This window comes from Marinomonas sp. (assembly GCF_965225885.1).
In the GTDB taxonomy this organism is placed as follows: Bacteria; Pseudomonadota; Gammaproteobacteria; order Pseudomonadales; family Marinomonadaceae; genus Marinomonas.
Genome location: NZ_OZ245329.1, coordinates 1,219,469 through 1,239,100, shown reverse-complemented (window position 1 = coordinate 1,239,100; position 19,632 = coordinate 1,219,469). Strand labels below are relative to the sequence as shown.

20 protein-coding genes are annotated in these 19,632 nt (G+C 39.4%); 4 read left to right on the top strand and 16 right to left on the bottom strand.

Annotation, left to right across the window (positions count from 1 at the left end):
• Nucleotides 1-5: 5 nt before the first annotated feature.
• The 13 genes from ugpC to ACO05V_RS05685 form a co-directional block, all read right to left on the bottom strand.
• Nucleotides 6-1,073, bottom strand: a complete 1,068-nt coding sequence (ugpC, locus tag ACO05V_RS05745; RefSeq protein ID WP_421848403.1) for a sn-glycerol-3-phosphate ABC transporter ATP-binding protein UgpC — start codon at nt 1,071-1,073, stop codon at nt 6-8.
• A gap of 2 nt (nt 1,074-1,075) precedes the next feature.
• Nucleotides 1,076-1,924, bottom strand: coding sequence for a sn-glycerol-3-phosphate ABC transporter permease UgpE (gene ugpE / locus ACO05V_RS05740; RefSeq protein ID WP_421848401.1), 849 nt, complete (start codon nt 1,922-1,924; stop codon nt 1,076-1,078).
• Nucleotides 1,924-2,799 carry a sn-glycerol-3-phosphate ABC transporter permease UgpA gene (gene ugpA / locus ACO05V_RS05735; RefSeq protein ID WP_421856885.1) on the bottom strand — a complete coding sequence of 292 codons (876 nt, stop codon included), beginning with the start codon at nt 2,797-2,799 and terminating at the stop codon, nt 1,924-1,926. Before ugpA ends, ugpE begins: the two co-directional genes overlap by 1 nt.
• An 81-nt stretch (nt 2,800-2,880) precedes the next feature.
• Nucleotides 2,881-4,182: a sn-glycerol-3-phosphate ABC transporter substrate-binding protein UgpB gene (ugpB, locus tag ACO05V_RS05730; protein WP_421848399.1), complete on the bottom strand. Its 1,302-nt coding sequence runs from the start codon at nt 4,180-4,182 to the stop codon at nt 2,881-2,883.
• Between the two features lie 229 nt (nt 4,183-4,411).
• The gene (locus tag ACO05V_RS05725; protein WP_421848397.1) at nt 4,412-4,594 is read right to left on the bottom strand and encodes a hypothetical protein; all 183 of its coding nucleotides are present in this window, start codon (nt 4,592-4,594) and stop codon (nt 4,412-4,414) included.
• 41 nt (nt 4,595-4,635) lie between these two features.
• Nucleotides 4,636-5,847 carry an IS256 family transposase gene (locus ACO05V_RS05720; RefSeq protein WP_421856882.1) on the bottom strand — a complete coding sequence of 404 codons (1,212 nt, stop codon included), beginning with the start codon at nt 5,845-5,847 and terminating at the stop codon, nt 4,636-4,638.
• A 59-nt stretch (nt 5,848-5,906) separates the two neighbouring features.
• Entirely contained in the window at nt 5,907-6,083 is a 177-nt protein-coding gene (locus ACO05V_RS05715; RefSeq protein WP_421848395.1) for a hypothetical protein, read from the bottom strand.
• Nucleotides 6,084-6,113: 30 nt separating this feature from the next.
• Nucleotides 6,114-9,287: a CHASE domain-containing protein gene (locus tag ACO05V_RS05710; protein WP_421848393.1), complete on the bottom strand. Its 3,174-nt coding sequence runs from the start codon at nt 9,285-9,287 to the stop codon at nt 6,114-6,116.
• A gap of 693 nt (nt 9,288-9,980) precedes the next feature.
• A complete protein-coding gene (locus ACO05V_RS05705; protein ID WP_421848391.1) occupies nt 9,981-11,144 on the bottom strand; it encodes a Wzz/FepE/Etk N-terminal domain-containing protein in 1,164 nt (387 codons plus the stop codon).
• Nucleotides 11,144-11,287, bottom strand: a complete 144-nt coding sequence (locus ACO05V_RS05700) for a hypothetical protein (protein WP_421848389.1) — start codon at nt 11,285-11,287, stop codon at nt 11,144-11,146. Before ACO05V_RS05700 ends, ACO05V_RS05705 begins: the two co-directional genes overlap by 1 nt.
• Before the next feature lie 182 nt (nt 11,288-11,469).
• Nucleotides 11,470-12,681: an IS256 family transposase gene (locus ACO05V_RS05695; RefSeq protein WP_338269659.1), complete on the bottom strand. Its 1,212-nt coding sequence runs from the start codon at nt 12,679-12,681 to the stop codon at nt 11,470-11,472.
• Nucleotides 12,682-12,788: 107 nt separating this feature from the next.
• Entirely contained in the window at nt 12,789-12,965 is a 177-nt protein-coding gene (locus tag ACO05V_RS05690; protein WP_421848387.1) for a hypothetical protein, read from the bottom strand.
• A 16-nt stretch (nt 12,966-12,981) separates the two neighbouring features.
• A complete protein-coding gene (locus ACO05V_RS05685; protein WP_421848385.1) occupies nt 12,982-13,749 on the bottom strand; it encodes a hypothetical protein in 768 nt (255 codons plus the stop codon).
• A gap of 395 nt (nt 13,750-14,144) precedes the next feature.
• On the opposite strand from ACO05V_RS05685, the gene ACO05V_RS05680 reads away from it, so the two are divergent.
• Together ACO05V_RS05680 and ACO05V_RS05675 are read left to right on the top strand one after the other, a co-directional pair.
• Nucleotides 14,145-14,981 (top strand): hypothetical protein, encoded by an 837-nt coding sequence (locus ACO05V_RS05680; RefSeq protein WP_421848383.1) that lies wholly within the window; start codon nt 14,145-14,147, stop codon nt 14,979-14,981.
• Entirely contained in the window at nt 14,981-15,679 is a 699-nt protein-coding gene (locus tag ACO05V_RS05675) for an ATP-binding protein (protein WP_421848381.1), read from the top strand. The genes ACO05V_RS05680 and ACO05V_RS05675 overlap by 1 nt, the downstream gene beginning before the upstream one ends.
• A 177-nt stretch (nt 15,680-15,856) precedes the next feature.
• On the opposite strand, the gene ACO05V_RS05670 is transcribed toward ACO05V_RS05675, so the two are convergent.
• Together ACO05V_RS05670 and ACO05V_RS05665 are read right to left on the bottom strand one after the other, a co-directional pair.
• A complete protein-coding gene (locus tag ACO05V_RS05670; RefSeq protein WP_421848379.1) occupies nt 15,857-16,222 on the bottom strand; it encodes a hypothetical protein in 366 nt (121 codons plus the stop codon).
• 103 nt (nt 16,223-16,325) lie between these two features.
• Nucleotides 16,326-16,667: a DUF6626 family protein gene (locus tag ACO05V_RS05665; protein ID WP_421848377.1), complete on the bottom strand. Its 342-nt coding sequence runs from the start codon at nt 16,665-16,667 to the stop codon at nt 16,326-16,328.
• Between the two features lie 50 nt (nt 16,668-16,717).
• Here ACO05V_RS05665 and ACO05V_RS05660 point away from each other — a divergent pair, with 50 nt between their 5' ends.
• On the top strand, nt 16,718-17,218 hold the full coding sequence (locus tag ACO05V_RS05660; RefSeq protein ID WP_421848375.1) for a hypothetical protein: 501 nt from the start codon (nt 16,718-16,720) through the stop codon (nt 17,216-17,218).
• Nucleotides 17,219-17,438: 220 nt separating this feature from the next.
• Entirely contained in the window at nt 17,439-18,008 is a 570-nt protein-coding gene (locus ACO05V_RS05655; protein WP_421848373.1) for a tyrosine-type recombinase/integrase, read from the top strand.
• Between the two features lie 169 nt (nt 18,009-18,177).
• On the opposite strand, the gene ACO05V_RS05650 is transcribed toward ACO05V_RS05655, so the two are convergent.
• On the bottom strand, nt 18,178-19,407 hold the full coding sequence (locus tag ACO05V_RS05650; protein ID WP_421848371.1) for a hypothetical protein: 1,230 nt from the start codon (nt 19,405-19,407) through the stop codon (nt 18,178-18,180).
• Between the last annotated feature and the right edge of the window lie 225 nt (nt 19,408-19,632).

Sequence of the window (19,632 nt, the reverse complement as noted above, 5' to 3'; positions counted from 1 at the left end):
CGACCTCACAGTCGTTGTTGAGTTGTTGCGTCAAACAGGTGCCAATGCTGCACTGGCGCCGTTAACCACATAAGACTATTTACATCAGGTAAATGCGGCCCAGACAAACGCACCACCATAGGCTCGCCATTACCAGATTCAGTCTCTATTTTGCCGTGAATTAACGTCTCTGCTCCCAAGGATTCTACCGCTTGGATACGCAAAGCGAAATCAGCATTTTGCTCATCGCTTACTTCTAAATGCTCAGGACGAATCCCCCAGACAATACCACCTCGATAACGATGGGAAAGCGGCAAAGTTAAGGCATCAGAAATCTTAATACCTTGTTCAGTCAGATTGGCGTTGATCAAATTCATCGATGGCGAGCCAATAAACGCCGCGACAAAAGGCGTTGCCGGTTTATTGTATAAATCCATCGGAGTGCCGATTTGCTCCGCCTTACCTTTATTCAATACCACCAAGCGATCTGCCAAGGTCATGGCTTCCACCTGATCATGGGTAACATACAAGGTCGTGGTGCCTAATTTACGCTGCAACTGACGAATCTCGACGCGCATCTGCACACGCAGTTTTGCATCTAGATTCGACAAAGGTTCATCGAACAGAAACACTTTCGGGTCACGAACCATAGCGCGCCCCATGGCGACACGCTGGCGCTGACCACCGGATAATTGGCGCGGTTTGCGCTGTAGCAATTCAGTTAAACCCAGCATGGCTGCCACATCACTAACTTTTTCTTCAATAAGGTTTTTCGCCATGCCACGGTTTTTTAGGCCGTAAGCCATGTTGTCGTACACGGACATATGCGGATACAAGGCGTAATTCTGAAACACCATGGCAATGTCGCGCTCTGCTGGCTCTTTCTCATTCATGCGCTCACCACGGATGCGCAATTCACCAGTAGAAATACTTTCCAGGCCTGCCACCATGCGCAACAAGGTGGATTTACCACAACCAGACGGGCCAACTAAAACAATAAATTCGCCTTCTTCAATCGATAAATTCACGCTTGGAATCGCGTGATAACCGTTAGGGTAAGTTTTGCCCACTTTTTCTAAAATAACGTCCGTCATTACTACTTCTCCGAATCCACTAAGCCTTTAACAAACAGCTTCTGCATACCAATCACCACTGCAACCGGCGGCAACATTGCAAGAAGGGTAGTCACCATAACTTGATTCCATTGAATATCACCCGCTTCTACCGACAACATACGCTTAATACTCATCACTAGGGTGTAATAAGCTTCATCTGTGGTCATAATAAGAGGCCATAAATATTGATTCCAACCATAGATAAACATGATCACAAATAAGGCCGCGATATTGGTTCGCGACATGGGGAGCAAGATGTCAAAAAAGAAACGAATCGGCCCTGCACCATCCATACGCGCCGCTTCGATTAATTCACTAGGAATACTCATAAAACACTGACGAAATAAAAACGTCGCTGTCGCACTGGCAATCAAAGGCAAAATCAAACCCGCATAACTATTCAACATCCCCAGACTAGCTACCACAGCATAAGTCGGTACAATCCGCACCTCAACAGGTAACATTAAAGTGATAAAAATGATCCAAAAACACAAATTACGAAACGGGAAGCGAAAAAACACAATGGCATAAGCCGACAATAGCGAGATGAAAATCTTACCTATCGTAATGCCCAATGCCATAATCAATGAATTGAACATCATGTACCAAACAGGCGTATCTATACCATTGCCCGCTTTATTCATTAATACCGAGCCCCAGTTCTCCCCTCCCTGAGCACCAAACCATAAAGGAATATGGCCAGAACCAAACGCCGATTCAGGATGAGTCGATGCAACTAATGCAACCCATACAGGCAACGCCACTATAGCAATGCCAAACAACAATGAAAGATGACTAATAAAGGTCAACCAAGGACGATTTTCTATCATTAGTATTCCACCTTACGTTCAATGTATCGGAACTGGATCATCGTCATAATCCCCACGAAAAACATCAGCACCACAGACTGTGCCGCAGAGCTGCCTAAATTCAATCCAACAAAGCCATCTTTAAAAACCTTATACACCATGGTCGACGTGCTTAACCCAGGACCACCTTGCGTCGTGGCATCAATAACACCAAAAGTATCAAAGAAGGCATAAACAAGATTCACAACTAAAAGAAAAAATGTCGTCGGTGATAGAAGCGGAAAAACAATCGTCCAAAAGCGTTTAAAAGAGCTTGCACCATCAATAGCCGCCGCTTCAATAAGAGAGCGAGGAACTGCTTGTAAGCCAGCCAAAAAGAATAAAAAGTTATAACTGATTTGCTTCCAAGTGGCTGAGATCACCACCAACAACATGGCTTGATCGCCATTCAAAAAATGATTCCAATCAATACCAACATATTTAAGCCAAAGCGCAACGGGACCAATACTGGGATCAAACAAAATCCACCAAAGTACGCCAGCCAAAGCCGGAGCAACGGCATAAGGCCAAATTAAAAAAGTCTGATATACCAACTTACCTTTTATCACTCGATCCGCCATCACGGCTAACCACAAAGCAATGCTTAAACCTGCAAATGCCACAGAGAAACTGAATATTAGCGTCACCCCCATGGAGGCATAATAATTAGAATCATTAAACAGCGTAATAAAGTTTTCTAAACCAACAAATTCACGGCTTAAGCCGAATGCATCCTCTTGATAGAAAGCCTGTTCAATAGCTTGTTCAGTAGGCCAAAGAAAAAAGATAAAGGTAATCACAAGCTGAGGTAACAAAAGAAGATACGGCAGCTTTTTATGGGGAAAATAAACAGACATAGAAACGAAACCTTGCCATAAGTCCAAACGGAAATCCTTCACCCATTAAAGGTGAAGGATACAAACGTTAGTTAATCAATATTACTTGTTAACTTTTTCGAACTTACGTAACAGCACATCACCACGTTTCACCGCTGAATCTAACGCTGTTTGTGCGTCTTTTTTACCTGCCCAAACTGCTTCTAGCTCTTCATTAATAACGTCACGGATCTGTACAAAGTTACCTAAACGTAAACCTTTGGTGTTTTCTGTAGGTATACCAGAGGTCATTTGAATGACGGCCGTTTCTGTACCAGGATTAGCAGCGTAGAAGCCTTGACCTTTGGTCAAATCGTACGCTGCTTTAGTGATTGGCAAGTAACCAGAAAACTGGTGCCAGTCAGCCTGAACAGACGCACTTGATAGGTAGCTTAGGAAAGACGCCACGCCTTTGTATTCTTCTTTAGAGTGACCTTGCAGTACCCACAAAGACGCGCCACCAATGATGGTGTTTTTAGGGGAAGAAATCGTCTTGTCATCATAAGGAAGCTGAGCAACACCAAAGTTGAAATTTGCGTTTTTCTTAATACTGGCATAGCCTGAAGAAGAGTTCATGTACATAGCACATTCTTGACTATAAAACTTAGGCGCTGAATCACTGCGGCGACCACCATAGCTAAACACACCACTCTTCTGCCATTCGCCCATTTGTTTGATATGAGCCACTTGCTCTGGGCCATTAAAAACAAGCTTAGTATCTAAACCACCGAAACCATTGGCTTGCGTTGCAAAAGGAATATTCTGACGAGCACTGAAGTTTTCTAGCTGAGTCCAAGATTGCCAAGCTGTAGAGAAACCACATTTCACGCCACTAGCCATTAGCTTTTTAGAAATAGAACCCATTTCTTCCCACGTTTTTGGTGGGTTAGTAATGCCCGCTTTAGCGAACAAATCTTTGTTGTAATAAAGTACAGGTGTTGAGCTGTTGAAAGGCATAGAAAGCATTTGACCATCGCTGTTCGAGTAATAACCCGTAACCGCGCTCAAGTAAGCACTTTCATCAAACGCCTGACCTGAGTCTTTCATCAATTTGTATACAGGGTAAATAGCGCCTTTTGCCGCCATCATACTCGCTGTACCCACTTCAAATACTTGAACGATTGCAGGCTGTTGTTTCGCACGAAACGCGGCAATTGCTGACGTCATGGTTTCGGTATAATTGCCTTTATAAACTGGTTTAACTTCATAAGTATCTTGTGAATCATTAAACGCTTGAGCGATTTCATTCACTTTTTCACCATTTGCACCACCCATTGCATGCCACCACTCTATTTCTGTGGCGGCAAAGCCTGAACTCGCAATAGATAGACCAACAACCACTGACGCTAACTTCAAATTATGCATTTCCGTGTTCCTCACAATGAGTTTTTATTCGAAAAGAAAGAACGACTATAGAAAGAAAATGTTTCACTTTGATGATAGTTAGGTTTCATTTGAAATACAATTGCAATTCAAATGAAACTTTTTTTAAGAATAAATAGTTGAAAAGTTGCTATAAACAGCTGAAATGAAAGCCAGATAGGCAAAAATGAAAAGCCTGTTTAAAGGCTATGAAAGGTCAATTAGGTAGTAACTAACACAGAATTTCTTGATTAAGGGCAAGCACCAAAGCGGCGAATTCCTCTCTCAAAGCTTGATAACGATTAGGCAACTGGTCACTGCTACCTTGTATGGCCAGCTCTTCCATTCTGGTAATGAGTCGACAAAAACGATAACCAGACACTTCCAGTGCAGCACCTTTTAAACGGTGCGCCACGAGAGCCAAGGACCCTGTAACAGATTCTGTGTAACTACCATTTAGTTAAGGTGCTTTTCGAGTCGCTCCTCGAACTCAATAATAAATCGACTCATCGCTTGGCGCCAGTTTTGAATGGGCATTGTCCATTTTTTACTGGCCTCTCTAATGGCAAGATAAACCATTTTCCTCGCAGAATCGTCGCTTGGGAAGACTTTACGTTTTTTAATGGCTCTACGGATGACACTGTTCAGTGATTCAATAGCGTTCGTTGTGTAGATCGCTTTGCGGATATCGTCAGGGTAACTAAACAGTGTATTAAGATTATGCCAGTGATTGCGCCACGATTTGGTGATTTGCGGGTATTGATCGTCCCAGACGCCTGCGAAACGATCTAACTCCAACAAGGCTTCTTCTTCCGTTGCAGAGCGGTAAACTTGCTTTAAGTCCGCCGTCACCGCTTTGTAGTCTTTCCATGATACATACTTCAATGAGTTGCGTACCATATGCACGATACACAGTTGAATGCTGGTTTGTGGGAAAACGGCATTGATGGCTTCTGGGAAGCCTTTTAGACCATCAACACAAGCGATGAGAATATCTTCTACACCACGCTGCTGAAGCTCAGTGAGGACGTTTAGCCAGAACTTAGCCCCTTCGTTCTCAGCAATCCACATGCCCATGAGTTCTTTATGACCGTCGGTGTTGATACCGAGTGCCAAGAAAATCGATTTATTGATAACACGCTTATCTTGGCGGATTTTCAACACAATACAATCAAGATACACAATGGGATAGATGGCATCCAAGGGGCGTGCTTGCCATTCAGTTACTTGCTCGATCACCGCGTTGGTAACACGTGATACCAGTGTCGGAGATATCTCAGCACCGTACCATTCATCGAAGGCATTGACGATGTCTCGGGTGCTCATACCTTGCGCGTAGAGCCATAGGATTTTATCGTCCATGGAAGTAAAGCGGGATTGGTGCTTTTTGACCAGCTTTGGTTCAAAAGAACCTTCGCGGTCACGAGGCGTATCCAGTTCAAACTCACCATCTTCCGTCTTAATACGCTTACTGTTCTTACCATTACGACTGTTGGTTGACGAGGATTTTTGATGTCTCTCGTAACCCAGATGCTCATCCATCTCTGCATTCAAGGTCGCCTCAACGGTAATCTTCTTCAGCATTTGGCTAAATTCGTTAAGATCCTCAGGCGTTTTAATGCCTTTGGCGGCTTCTTTTGCGAAGGCTTCCAGTTCTTTTTGGTTCATTTGCATCTACCTATCCTTAATTCTCTATAGAATATGTTGTGATAGGTAGTTACACAAAATTAGTTACAGTCTCGAGCCAAGTTCTCCAAGTCCTCTCCTTCCATGTGAGCTTGTAGCACGTCTAACAAGGCAGTGGCTTCTTTAATGAATTCACCCGCAACCAATGCCATTAATTCGTGATTATAGGCCAGACGACTTTCGTAATCTGTATTATCAAACACCTTAGGCTCAAACATCACCCAGAATCTCCATCTCAACTGTATTCCTTAAGGAAGCCATTTTGTCAGTATCGCGATTAACTTATCTTGTGAAATAGGCTTGGCAATATGATCATTCATACCCGCCGCAAAACATTCATCTTCGTCACCTTTCATGGCATTGGCGCTAAGAGCAACAATCGCCACATCGGAAGGTGTTTGCCCATCGGTAAACTGGCGAATCTTTCGCGTCGCTTCATAACCATCCATTACAGGCATTTGGCAATCCATGAAGATCATATCGAATTTAGTAGATTGGGCTTGCTCGACCGCTTTCTGACCGTTTTCCGCTACCACAACGTCTACGCCATATAAATTCAACAAACCACGGGCAACAATCTGATTGGTTAAATTATCTTCTGCTAACAGTACTTTGGCTTTAAATACTGGCCGACCTTCTGGCGCTTTCTCCACTTCTTTCACCGCCATCGCAGGCTCTCCTTCCATTAAAGATTCTAGATTTTCAAGCGCGTCCAGCAATGGCTGCTGAAAGACGGGTTTCGTTAAAGCGGCAACATACACTTCTTTATCAAAATCCATATCTGAACGTCCTTGTAATAACACGCGTTTAATCGCATTTTTCTGGCAAAATACATTCAACTCAGATATCTCAGTAGAAGCCAAAACGACATCAGAGTCCAGAAGTATACAATTTCCAATCCACACACTATCCGCAAGTGCACTGCCGATACTGTCGTAAGCATTGTAGGTGACACCTAATGATTCTAACAATCCAGCAACATACTCACGACCGGTTTTATTCGCATAAATTAACGTCACTCTAACAGCTTGTTCTGTACCATCAATCACCAAGGGGATCTGCTCTGCAGCTGAAACCACAGTGAGTGATATACGAAACCAAAAATCAGAACCCTGACCTTCTACCGAGTTTAAACCAATCTCCCCATCCATAGCCTGGATAATCTCTTTACTGATTGCCAAACCCAATCCAGAGCCACCAAACTTGCGAGTAGTAGAACCATCGGCCTGCTTAAAACGCTGGAATAAATGACTTTGATTCTCTTTAGAAATGCCAATCCCAGAGTCTTCAATAACAATACACAGAATAACACTATCATCTGCTAGCGGCTCAATCGCAAATCGCAACGCCACTTCACCTTCTTGAGTAAATTTAACCGCATTCCCCATCAAATTAACCAATACTTGCTTGATGCGTAATCTATCTCCAAACAACGTAACATTCGGAATAGGTGTGGTTGGCGAATTCAGTACGATGCCCTTTTCTTCGGCTTTTAAAACAAAGATATTGGTCACTTCTTCAATTAACGCCCGTAACTCAAACTCTTGTTTGTCTAACGCTAAGGTTCCAATCTCAATCTTAGACAAATCTAAAATATCATTAATAATATCCAACAAGGATTCCGCACTCTGCTGAGATATTTTCGCTAAATTCGCCTGCTCAGACTGCAATTTCGTATTCATCAGCAAAGACAAACAACCAATAACGCCATTTAATGGTGTACGAATCTCGTGGCTCATATTCGCCAAAAACTCACTCTTAGCACGGTTGGCTTCTTGCGCCTCTTCTTTGGCTTTGCTCTGCTCTAGTTCAGACGCTTTTAAATGCTCATTAACTAACTGTAAATCGCGGGTTCTTAATCTCACTCGATTTTCTATTTCCGCCGTATGACTACTCACGATCAATAAAAACCAACCAAACAAACCCGTGAATAAAAAACCACACGCCAAGACAAACTTCACAATCCAAGGCTGTTTGAAAAAGTAGTTGTCACTAACTTGATACAGCTGCCAGTTTTTGCCACCCACATTAATCACGAAATTAACCGCATGATGAAATTCACCGGCCAGGTAACGAGCAACCAAGTCTTCTGCGGACAAATGAGCTGCTGTATTTTTTGTCACGATAATCGGCTTGGATGTCGCGTTATCAGTATCGACCAAGTAGAGCTCAGTATTGGGGAGAAGCCCTTGCTTAACAATGGTATCTGTTAACGTATCAATCTCGATGACCGCTGTCGCAACACCTAAAAAAGCATCGGTTTCTCGATCAAAAAATGGCAAAAACAATAATACAGCATTCGAATTTTGAACTAGCTTGAGTGGAGCCGTGGGGTAAACTTGACGTGACGAAATAGCCTGATCTAAGGCAAAACGTCGATCGGCTTGCGAATAAACGTCGTAACCTAATGCCGCTTTATTGCTCTGTAAGGGGCTAATAAAGGTCACCACAATGTGCCTATCTCTTGGCGTAGCAGGTTTAAGCTTACCTTCGCTGTCCCTTTCCTTCACACGAAAAATATCGTCTGGATAATTTTTTTGAATAGACCGTTCAAAACTAGCAATATCTTTTCCAGCCACGGCAAAGTTTAATGACACCCCCAAAATAGAATCATCTCGACGCATCACACTATCCGCAAAAAGCTCAAACTCATTCGCCTCAATCTGCTCACTGCCGTTTATCAAGCCGACAAAGCTGTGCAACATATCCACACTGTTTTTAATACGATTATTGAGTAACACTTCTAACAATTCTGCATTAGAACGGAACTCTTTCGACTGCTTGTTCCATTCCGAATAGCTACTTCCCCAAGACAAAACAATCGTAAGCACCAAGACAAATATAAAACCGCCCACTAAACGTAGCGGATGCTCGAATTTATTACCAAAATATTTGGGGAAACACACCGCCAACCAAGGCACCATGACCAGCACTCCGATCATGTCGCCGCCCCACCAAACTAGCCAATTGGTTACAAAGTCCTCATTACTGATGATGCCAAAAGAAAGCAGCGACGTTGAACCAACACTGGCACTAATCAAGGTGGACAAAACACCCGCTAAAAAGATAAACCGAACCACTAAGCCGGTACGATGAAATTGAAAGGGCACACCTACAAAACGGCGGACTAAATAGCCACCAACAAAAGACTGTAACGTCGAGCCAAAAGCAATAAGAGCAGGAAGAGACAAAGCAAACACATGATTATTAACCCAAGTCGCACCGATATTTAGCAATAGAGAACCTAGGAAAATACCGAACGGCGCTTGCTTAGGAAAAAAGATAGAAGCCGCCACCGCCAAACCAGAAGCTGGCCAAATGATGGTCGAATAACCCGGAGAAATAGCAACGGCCAACCCCACAACGCCAAGGATAAAATACCCCACCGCCGTTAGGGCTATAATCGTCATCACTCTCATCATAATCACTTGCTCCATCAAAGATGGTCTAAGCATAGCTAAAACAACGAGTTTTTAAGATTTAATATTGGTTACGTTATGTAATAAACCATTAACAGAAATAGTTAATCTTGAAGTGAGAAATATGAAGAGGAAATGGTGCCCAGAGACGGAATCGAACCGCCGACACGAGGATTTTCAATAAATTACGTCACCATAACTTAATAACTATCAACAAGTTAAAGTTAATTAATCAAGGTATGCTATACAGTATGCTATAGTTTTACTAGAATTATGTGAGTGCAATCAGTTATTGTAGCGTAAATTGCTATAGATTCTGTTTCGAAAAAACCTATTGTAATTCAATAGTAACGTTAAAAAAGGTTACATACTTTGCAACAGTTTTTAGACACTAATTCTACTTCATTTTAACAACCAATTCAGCCCCACTCAATAGTTCTAACCTTGTAAGTCATTGTTCTTATTTAATATTTTTTAGACTTTCTAACAACTTTCTAACGATGCTGTTTGAAAGTACGCAAAACTGAGTGCTGTGTGACTATTGAAAAGTAACAGAAACGTTGAAAAAGTGTTGGAAGGTTTCTAACCACTTTTCTACGCTACCAAAAACGCACTTCAACTGTCCAACTGCTTTGCTTCCAATATCGTTTTTTGACAGTTTCAACTCACAAGTATTTTTAAGACAATAAAAGTCTCTCACACTTTAGAAGCACTCTCTTTACGTTTACGAATTGAGTTATTAACTAAAACGAATATGATGCCAATCATTCCACCCAAAACTATGGATAAGGCGACATACAACTTAGATTTTTTTTGTGACTTACTATCAGCAAGTGCTAAATCGTATTTAACCCATTTATTTGGACTATCAGTTGCTATCAACTGTGACGAACTTCTTAATTGAGATGATGACAAGTCATTTTCGAGCCAAAGTATTTTTCGTTCAATCTCAATATAGCCACTCGCCATTAATAACGCTTCTTCATCTGAACGATTGCTAATTAGTGATATCTCTTTATCGATGGCTTTATATCCTCGCAAATAAAATGGAATTTCATTCGAACCTACACTCAACGAAATTCCGTTTTGTAAATTTTGCGATAAATCATTCGGAGTAAGTCTGTTTGACTCAATCCCTATCTCTTTGGCTATAGCAGACTGCTCAATCAAATATTGAACTTTTTTCTTATCTCTAGTTTTTTCACTCTGTCCAATAAGCCGTAGCTCGTTGCGAAGTTTATCTACTTCAAATGAATTTCGTATATCAACAGAGGACGCCAAATTATCAATATTACCTTTTGTAAGCTTTTGAGTGTTAATAAGCGTTTGTTGGATAGCATCATCTAATAGACGAGCTCCTTCCAAACCATCGTGCCACTCAAATGATAAGAGCCAACTTTCTCCGTTTTTCGATGGAGGCTTTAATGCGAATGATTTAGCAAAATTAATCAATGCTCTTCGCTTGTCAGTTTCATCTAAATCTTCAATAGACTGCTTTACAAAATAATTATCACTTAAAACATTTATCATTTCTTCGTAGTCGTTGAACTCGGCGACAAACATTTCAAATACTGACACACTATTAAATGAGAAGCCGATTGAATTTTTTTCACTATCAAACAGTAGCCCCTTATCCTTCAGCAGATCATTTAGTGCGATGTACGGCAAAAATACAGATTGCTTCCCATTTTGAATAGGAGTGGATACTTGATATGAATTAGGCTGAACAAAACTAAAGGTAATACCGACTAATGCCGCAACAAAAGTTGTAGTAATTATTTTCCACTTTCCACGCCAAAGTGTTTCAAATAATTCAAACAAGTCTATCTCATCATCGTAAGGTGGACGAACTTCCGTCATTAAATTGCCCCAATCATTTCGTTAACCAAAAAATACGCTGTTGCTAAAAATCCAACAAACATTACAGCAATTAATATTATAGCACCCCAAGTATAACGCTTCGATTTAGGGAAGTTATTTTGCCTTGTATGGACTTGAGACATTAAAATTTCCAAATATTAAGATTATTTCACTACGATACAATGTTGAAACACTTCTGTAAACAACGTAGTACTCACAGTCACTCCACAAAACTTTCTGTTCATCTTTCCGCAAAAAGTTATTTGAATTTGAAGAGTGGTTGAACTTTTTCCAGACCCTGTAACAGATTCTGTGTAACTACCATTTAGTTAAGGTGCTTTTCGAGTCGCTCCTCGAACTCAATAATAAATCGACTCATCGCTTGGCGCCAGTTTTGAATGGGCATTGTCCATTTTTTACTGGCCTCTCTAATGGCAAGATAAACCATTTTCCTCGCAGAATCGTCGCTTGGGAAGACTTTACGTTTTTTAATGGCTCTACGGATGACACTGTTCAGTGATTCAATAGCGTTCGTTGTGTAGATCGCTTTGCGGATATCGTCAGGGTAACTAAACAGTGTATTAAGATTATGCCAGTGATTGCGCCACGATTTGGTGATTTGCGGGTATTGATCGTCCCAGACGCCTGCGAAACGATCTAACTCCAACAAGGCTTCTTCTTCCGTTGCAGAGCGGTAAACTTGCTTTAAGTCCGCCGTCACCGCTTTGTAGTCTTTCCATGATACATACTTCAATGAGTTGCGTACCATATGCACGATACACAGTTGAATGCTGGTTTGTGGGAAAACGGCATTGATGGCTTCTGGGAAGCCTTTTAGACCATCAACACAAGCGATGAGAATATCTTCTACACCACGCTGCTGAAGCTCAGTGAGGACGTTTAGCCAGAACTTAGCCCCTTCGTTCTCAGCAATCCACATGCCCATGAGTTCTTTATGACCGTCGGTGTTGATACCGAGTGCCAAGAAAATCGATTTATTGATAACACGCTTATCTTGGCGGATTTTCAACACAATACAATCAAGATACACAATGGGATAGATGGCATCCAAGGGGCGTGCTTGCCATTCAGTTACTTGCTCGATCACCGCGTTGGTAACACGTGATACCAGTGTCGGAGATATCTCAGCACCGTACCATTCATCGAAGGCATTGACGATGTCTCGGGTGCTCATACCTTGCGCGTAGAGCCATAGGATTTTATCGTCCATGGAAGTAAAGCGGGATTGGTGCTTTTTGACCAGCTTTGGTTCAAAAGAACCTTCGCGGTCACGAGGCGTATCCAGTTCAAACTCACCATCTTCCGTCTTAATACGCTTACTGTTCTTACCATTACGACTGTTGGTTGACGAGGATTTTTGATGTCTCTCGTAACCCAGATGCTCATCCATCTCTGCATTCAAGGCCGCCTCAACGGTAATCTTCTTCAGCATTTGGCTAAATTCGTTAAGATCCTCAGGCGTTTTAATGCCTTTGGCGGCTTCTTTTGCGAAGGCTTCCAGTTCTTTTTGGTTCATTTGCATCTACCTATCCTTAATTCTCTATAGAATATGTTGTGATAGGTAGTTACACAAAATTAGTTACAGTCTCTTTTTCCAACCACTCTTCTGAGCGAAAACGCTTTTTAACTGTCTAATTGCTTAATTGCTTTGCCTCTAATATCGCCTTTTGTCAGTTTGTGTTCGACAATAAGTTTCTTCACAGTAGCAACAGCATCCTTCTTATGTGCTTTAAGTGCTTGTTTCTCTTCTTCAGCAAGTGCTTTCTTATCTGCTTGTATCTCTTCTAATGAACGTGCCATTTCTTTCTCCTTTTGTTTAACCAAACTTACCTTCAACAACATTGTTTATAGCACCTATTGCTGTCTTCTTTTTACGAGTTACAGCAACTGATATTTTTCTATGCTCATATGCTTTGTCATACACTTCATCTGTTGTTCTGCTTCCAACTTTCAAACCAACAACCTTTGCTAATTTGTAGTTTGATACTTTCTCTCCATCACTCTCTGCAAGTAATATTTGTTCATACACATCAAAAGCCATCTTATATGTTTCAACTTTTATAGGATTGGAAAGGTTATAACGAGCATTCGAACGATTAGGGTTGCGTGTTTGTCTGCCTCTTTCAAATGTCATTTCTTTTGTGAAGATGCGTTCAATCGACATATCTATCTGTTTGCGTGTAAGTGCTTTTGGTATTCGTATAAGCAAACTACTCTTATCATCTACTGATTGTATTGCTATCTCTTTATCTTCGACAAGCATAACTGCGTTGACAGTAAGGGGTTCAGAAAACAAGTACTCTCCACGTGTCTCTGTATCACTTACCTTACTTCTCCACCACTGTGTAAACGCTTTAAACTTATCTCCTTCATAACGCACATCTCCAAAGTCTTCGTAGACTTGCTGAATCCTATCATTCGTTTTGAAACGTTTTGACGAAGGACTATTACAAATCTCTAAATAGTCTGTGTTTAGAGTGAGTGCTAACCACCAATAGAAGTATGGAGATTTTTCAATCTTACTTGCTATTGGATTAGCATAACTTCCAAAAGTTGGATGCTGTGTAATGAAGTATCTACGCATTTGTTATCAGCATCCAAAATAATTATACATTGATAAAAGTATATCACTCTTTCCGTTATCAGCAACTAAAGTTTCTAATTAGTAGCAGAAGAGGAAACACTACTTGTGTGAGATTATGTATATATCGTCACTTAAACAAGTAAAGAAAATCCAAACTTACTGAAGTGTTATCACTAATTAAAGTAGTTAATTAGCGTTGGAATAGGAAATACTGTTTGTATGAGATTATGTATATATCGTCATGTAAACAAGTAGAAAAATCCAAACGTACTAAAGTGTTATCACTCATCAAAGTACTTAATTAGCGTTGGAATTCGAAACTCAGTTTTAGTGCGATACTGAATATAGCGTTGAAGATAACGTGTAACCTAAATCAAAATTAAGGGAAGATTAAAATGTTAAACACAACTCAAAACACAAGCACTAAAGATATGACAGTAGCAGAAGTAAAATCGTTTCAAAACGAAATTACAGAACTACGCAATACAGCAAGTGGATGGTATGGCAATCAATACAAGTCAAGTAACGAAGCCTTATACTCAATCTTCAGTAAGCTTTATGTACTATATGATATTTTAACTACTACTACTGACGAAGCTACTACACAAAAAAGAGAATGGATTGAAGCAGAGTGTAAAGCAAAAGGAGTAGTACTTACTAAAAAGCCAACTATCTTACAATTGCTTGTCAACTACGCATTCTATGTTGATGATGTAGATTGTACTAAGCGTTTAAGTTCATATGTACGTGTACTAAAAGCGGCAGTTTGTACTGATGCTGTAGCGGCAGATAACATTGCTAAATGGATTTATGATAACGGTGGAATTGAAAGCATTCGTCAACAGACTACTAAGTCAGCTGTTACTAAAGAAATACGTATTGAAGAAGGAACTTCTTTATTAAATAGTTTTAAAACGCTTAGTACTTTTTCAGACAGCAAAACTCAACAGTACGCATCTACTAAAATAGATGAAGTAGTATTGCTTGTTGGAGTACTACAAGCAGACGGAACTATTGCTGTAAAACACACAATATTTAAAGAGGAAGACAACAGTAACATTAAGGGAAGTACTGCTATCAACACCGCTTTGTGTAACGTGTATAGTAAGCATAACGAAACTGTAAAAAAGAATACGTCAAAAGATAAAGCAGAAGAGGAAGCACAAAGTATAAATGATATTATTGCTAATGCTGAACTTGCTGATGAAGTACAGTTAGCGGAGGCATCGTAATGTCAAACTTCACTCCACAAACAATAAGTGAAATGGTATTCCACAGCGATGTTGAAAGAGACTTACTATTAGATATTCTCAATCATAATATTAAGTTTCCTTCAAATGGTAAAAACAGTCTTTTACTTTATGGAGTAGTTGGTAGTGGTAAAACTACATATGCTAATATCTTCTTTAGTGAGTATGAGCATTCATTTAAAGACAGTAGTTTACTATTAGACAGTATGAGAGTGAATAATATTGAAGTTGATGGTAATGAAAAAATCACAACTACAGTAGATAAAATCAATACTGTTGCTAACTTCATTCCTTTAAATCGTTCGAACAAACACTTCTTTTTGTTTGATGAAGTTGATAACTATTCATTAGAACAACAGAAGCGTTTAAAGAGTTGTTTGAATAGAGAAGACATTGTTTGTGTGATGACAACTAATCACATAGACAAAATTGACAAAGGTTTACAAAGTCGAAGTCATATCATTTGCTTTAATGCTTCACATAATACAACAAATTATGTTGATAGAATGAAGCAAATAATTAGACAAAATAGTTTGCCAATGTTGAACGACAAAACGCTTGTAAACATAGCAAGTAAAACTAATGGAGATTGGAGAAGTATGTGTTCTGCACTACAGCAAGCGTGTAGTAAGTTCATTCCTCCAACTAAACCAAAGCTACAATTAGTAAGTTCTAAGTAACTAAAATAAAAAGACAGCACTACAAGTTAGTGCTGTTTTTTTGTGTAAAGTATTTAAGCCTGGCATCACTATACCTTTCAGTCATTCAGTCAAACATATAAAGACAAGCGTATAGAAGTGTACTGTTTTGACGGATAAAGCCACACTAAGCAAATAGACAACGTTAATTATATAACGCTATATACTAGCTTGTGGCTTAATTGATTGTACTGCTATCTGCTTTGCTAACAATTCGTCTTTTGGATTACTAATCGTTTGTTGCTTTGTATCGCTTGTATTCTTTGTTTTAGATTGTGGAATAGGCAGTGGAGTAACAGAGGGAAAAGCTTTTAACTTAGTATTGCTTTTCTTTTTCACACTTGCCTTTGCTTTCTTATCATTTGGTTGCAGACTTTTAGATACACGTAAAGTTATTCTGTCACTCAAGTCGCTAACAGCAGTAGTCAACATATTCATATCATCTAACGTACTTTCTAATGGAGCATCAAAACTTTGTTGCTTTACCAAGTCTATTAACTTTCTCATTTCATCTTTGTAATTCATCTTCATCCTTTATTAGGGGGGTTGTAAAATCACCAACCAACTTCTGTAAGTACTCCACCCTATAAATCCGCACAGCAAATTTTTGTGAGTGCAAATACCCTTTTCAGTGTACAGTTGTGTTTACCTTTTCGTTTACAGTATTCATCCATTTTGACTTACTTGTGCTGTAAATAACATTATCTAAATTTTGTGAAAGATTAGAGAAGTTGTCAGCAAGTAGCTTACTTTCGTTATCTTCTTTTGCTTCTAACAATCTACTGTAGTGCTTTAGCTTACTACTGCAGATAGCAATAGTTTGCGTTGAAGGTTGACGCTTATGAAAACGCAAACAACGAAAGTAGCTTTCGCTTCTGTTTAACCAATCTCTATAAAATTCAGTTTGTGTAGCTACAATACCAATGCTGTTTAGTAGTTCATATGTTTCATCAAAAACCGTTTTCATCATAATATATTTCTCCGTTGCTAAATAACATTAACGCTTAAAGGAAACGCTCAATGTTATTTAGTCAAACACACAACACACAGCTTACTAAACGAGAGATATACATTAATGCTGTTGGAGATTGGCAAAGGAGACAAAGGTTTACACTTTTTGGAACTGCAACTTTTGAATATAAGAATACATTTAGAAAGGAAGAAGTAATAAAAACATGCAGTTACTTTTTGAATGCTTTAGATAGAAAAATATACACACATAAAGAAGTGTTAAGTGGAAATAGAATTGAAAGGTTTGTTTACATAGAAGGGGGTAAAGACAGAGATAACTTACATATGCATTATTTTTGTAAGGGAGAAACATTAAAAGAGACACATAACATTATTAAGCATGCTAATTTCTTATGGAACGAAAAAGTACATAAGGCAAATAATATGAAAATATTAATAAACGAAATAGGCGAAGATAGAAGTACATATGGTATGAAGGAGTTTTGGCAGATGGATGACGATAATTTAGTTGTACAGCTATGCCATCTAAAACAAAGTAAATCATTTTAATAAGTGGCTATGCTCGAAATTTGAAATGTTGTTTTAGTAATTGTGCATCAATTTGATGTGCAAGTTCTTCTTATATGTAATGTTTAGAAATATACAATACTAAACATTATGAAGTAACCAATTGAAACTATTGAAGATATACAACTACTGATAAAAGGTAGGAATAACTAATGTTTGAAAATATACTTATGTAAATGAAAACTAAACATTAGAGGCTGAAATGAAACAAGCAAAAGTACTTACACAAAAAGAACTTAAGAAGGTATTAGACTACATAGATGCATTTGATAGATACGCAGAACGCAATAGAGCAATGCTACTACTTACACACTTATGTGGTTGTAGGGTTTCTGAGGTTGCTAGTTTGAAGGTTAGTGATGTAATAAACGACAAAGATGAAGTTAATGACATTATATTTTTAAGTGCAGAACAAACGAAAGGAAGTGATAGCAGACGAGTATTTGTTAACACTAAAGCTAAATCAGCTATTAAACGCTATCTGCGAAGCAATACAAGCGTCAACAACAGCGGTTACTTGTTTACTACACAAAAGAGTAAGCAGTTTGATGCTAATACGCTACAACAGCTACTAAAGCGTTTATACCAACGTTGCAGTATTGTTGGAGCAACTTCACACAGCGGTAGACGCAGTTTTATTACTAAGCTTGCTACAAGTGGAGTAAGTGTGCGTGTTATTGCTGAATTAGCATCACACAAAAGCATACAAACAACACAGAGGTACATTGAGATAAATGATGACTTATGTAGTAATGCTGTAGAACTTATATGAAGCAGTCAAAACACAAGTTGCCAAAAGAACTAAAAAGAGCTGAACGACACAAAAATTGGTTGGGTAAGAATTTACCAAAGTCTAAGCAAGTAAGAGAAAATCAAAAGCAAATATTAGCGTTATATACTGCCATTAAATGTGACTCTCTCTTACTATGATTTTATCACCTTCAATCAATGTCTCGCCAATCACTTAGTTCATCGGCCTTTTGAAACGTTTCCATGTGACCGTAATGATGTTCAATCATTTTTACACTGGTGCCCATCTGTTTTGCCAGTAAATAGATAGTAATGGGTATTTTGCGTAGTAATTGCTGACTCGCATAAAAGTGCCTAAAGCTGTATAAAGTTCTGTCTTTGTTTTCAGCACCTACCAACAGTTCAGAACTACTTAAAAACTTCTTAAACGTGCCGTCCATACGTTTAGGTTGAGTGCCATCCACTAGTACAAATAGTGGCTCATCAATTCTTTGTTTGATTATGGCTTCAAGTGTTTTGCCGTCAAATTTTGGATTTCTATCCTTTAAACGTGTGAGCACTTTCTTTACATCACTAAATGCGTTGTGACGTACTACGACTGTTCGTCTTTCTTCTGTTGCTTTACGTCCCTTTCTCTTTATTACATTAATAGTAACAATGTCGTTTCCCTTTCTGCTTTTTTCAAAACTAATATTACGCCAAGTAATCTCCATTGCCTCACGCCCATGCCTTATTCCGCTGTTAGCAAGAATGAGTACATAGTCATAAAGTAGCAGTTTTATTTCTGCATCTTTTTTACGATGTGTTGGCTTTTTACACCAATGCCTTAGCTTTACTATCAGCGATCTATACTCATCTATTTCGAACGTAGCACGACGTGAACTTTGCTTACCTATGTTTTTGATAATTGGCAGAGTGCTTGTGTTTGCCCAACCACGTGCTAATGCTTCATCGAGTATTATTTTGAGTGCGGCATGGTGATTACTAAGTGTACTTTGTGCTGGTGTTCTGCCTATCTCTTTTGCAACGTAGTCAACGTAGCCTTCGTACTTGTCTCTTAGGTTGTCTAGCTTGCAGTGTCCAAAATATGGTATTTGGTATTTGTTGATAGCGTATATGTAAGCTTGATAAGTTTGTTTCCACTGCATTGTTTCACGCGTACTTTCAAGTTTTTTAACGATACTTTTGGCTATGCTTGAAAAGCTACGTGTATTTTGGGGGAGGTTGTTTTTGCCTTTGATGGTGGCTTCATAATACAACTCAAGTGCACGACTTTTAGCCGCTTCAAGTTCAAGCTCGTTAGTTGCAACTCTGTACCAAGTCCCATCATCCATTTTGATGCGGGCATACCATCGTGTGCTACGAGGTTGTTTGTAAAGTGAACAGCGTTTAGGTATGACTTCGTGTGTGGCATTGTGCATGGCAAACTCACCGTAACGCAATATAGGCGCAGGAGTTAAAGTATGCTACAAGTATGCTATAGAAGTGTGGTTTAGTAAACCAACGGTAAGTCATTGAAAAGTATAATAATAATGGTGCCCGGAGACGGAATCGAACCGCCGACACGAGGATTTTCAATCCTGTATTTAAACCATATAAATCAATAGGTTATATGCTTTTCTTGTGCCTAGAACTGTAATGTATTA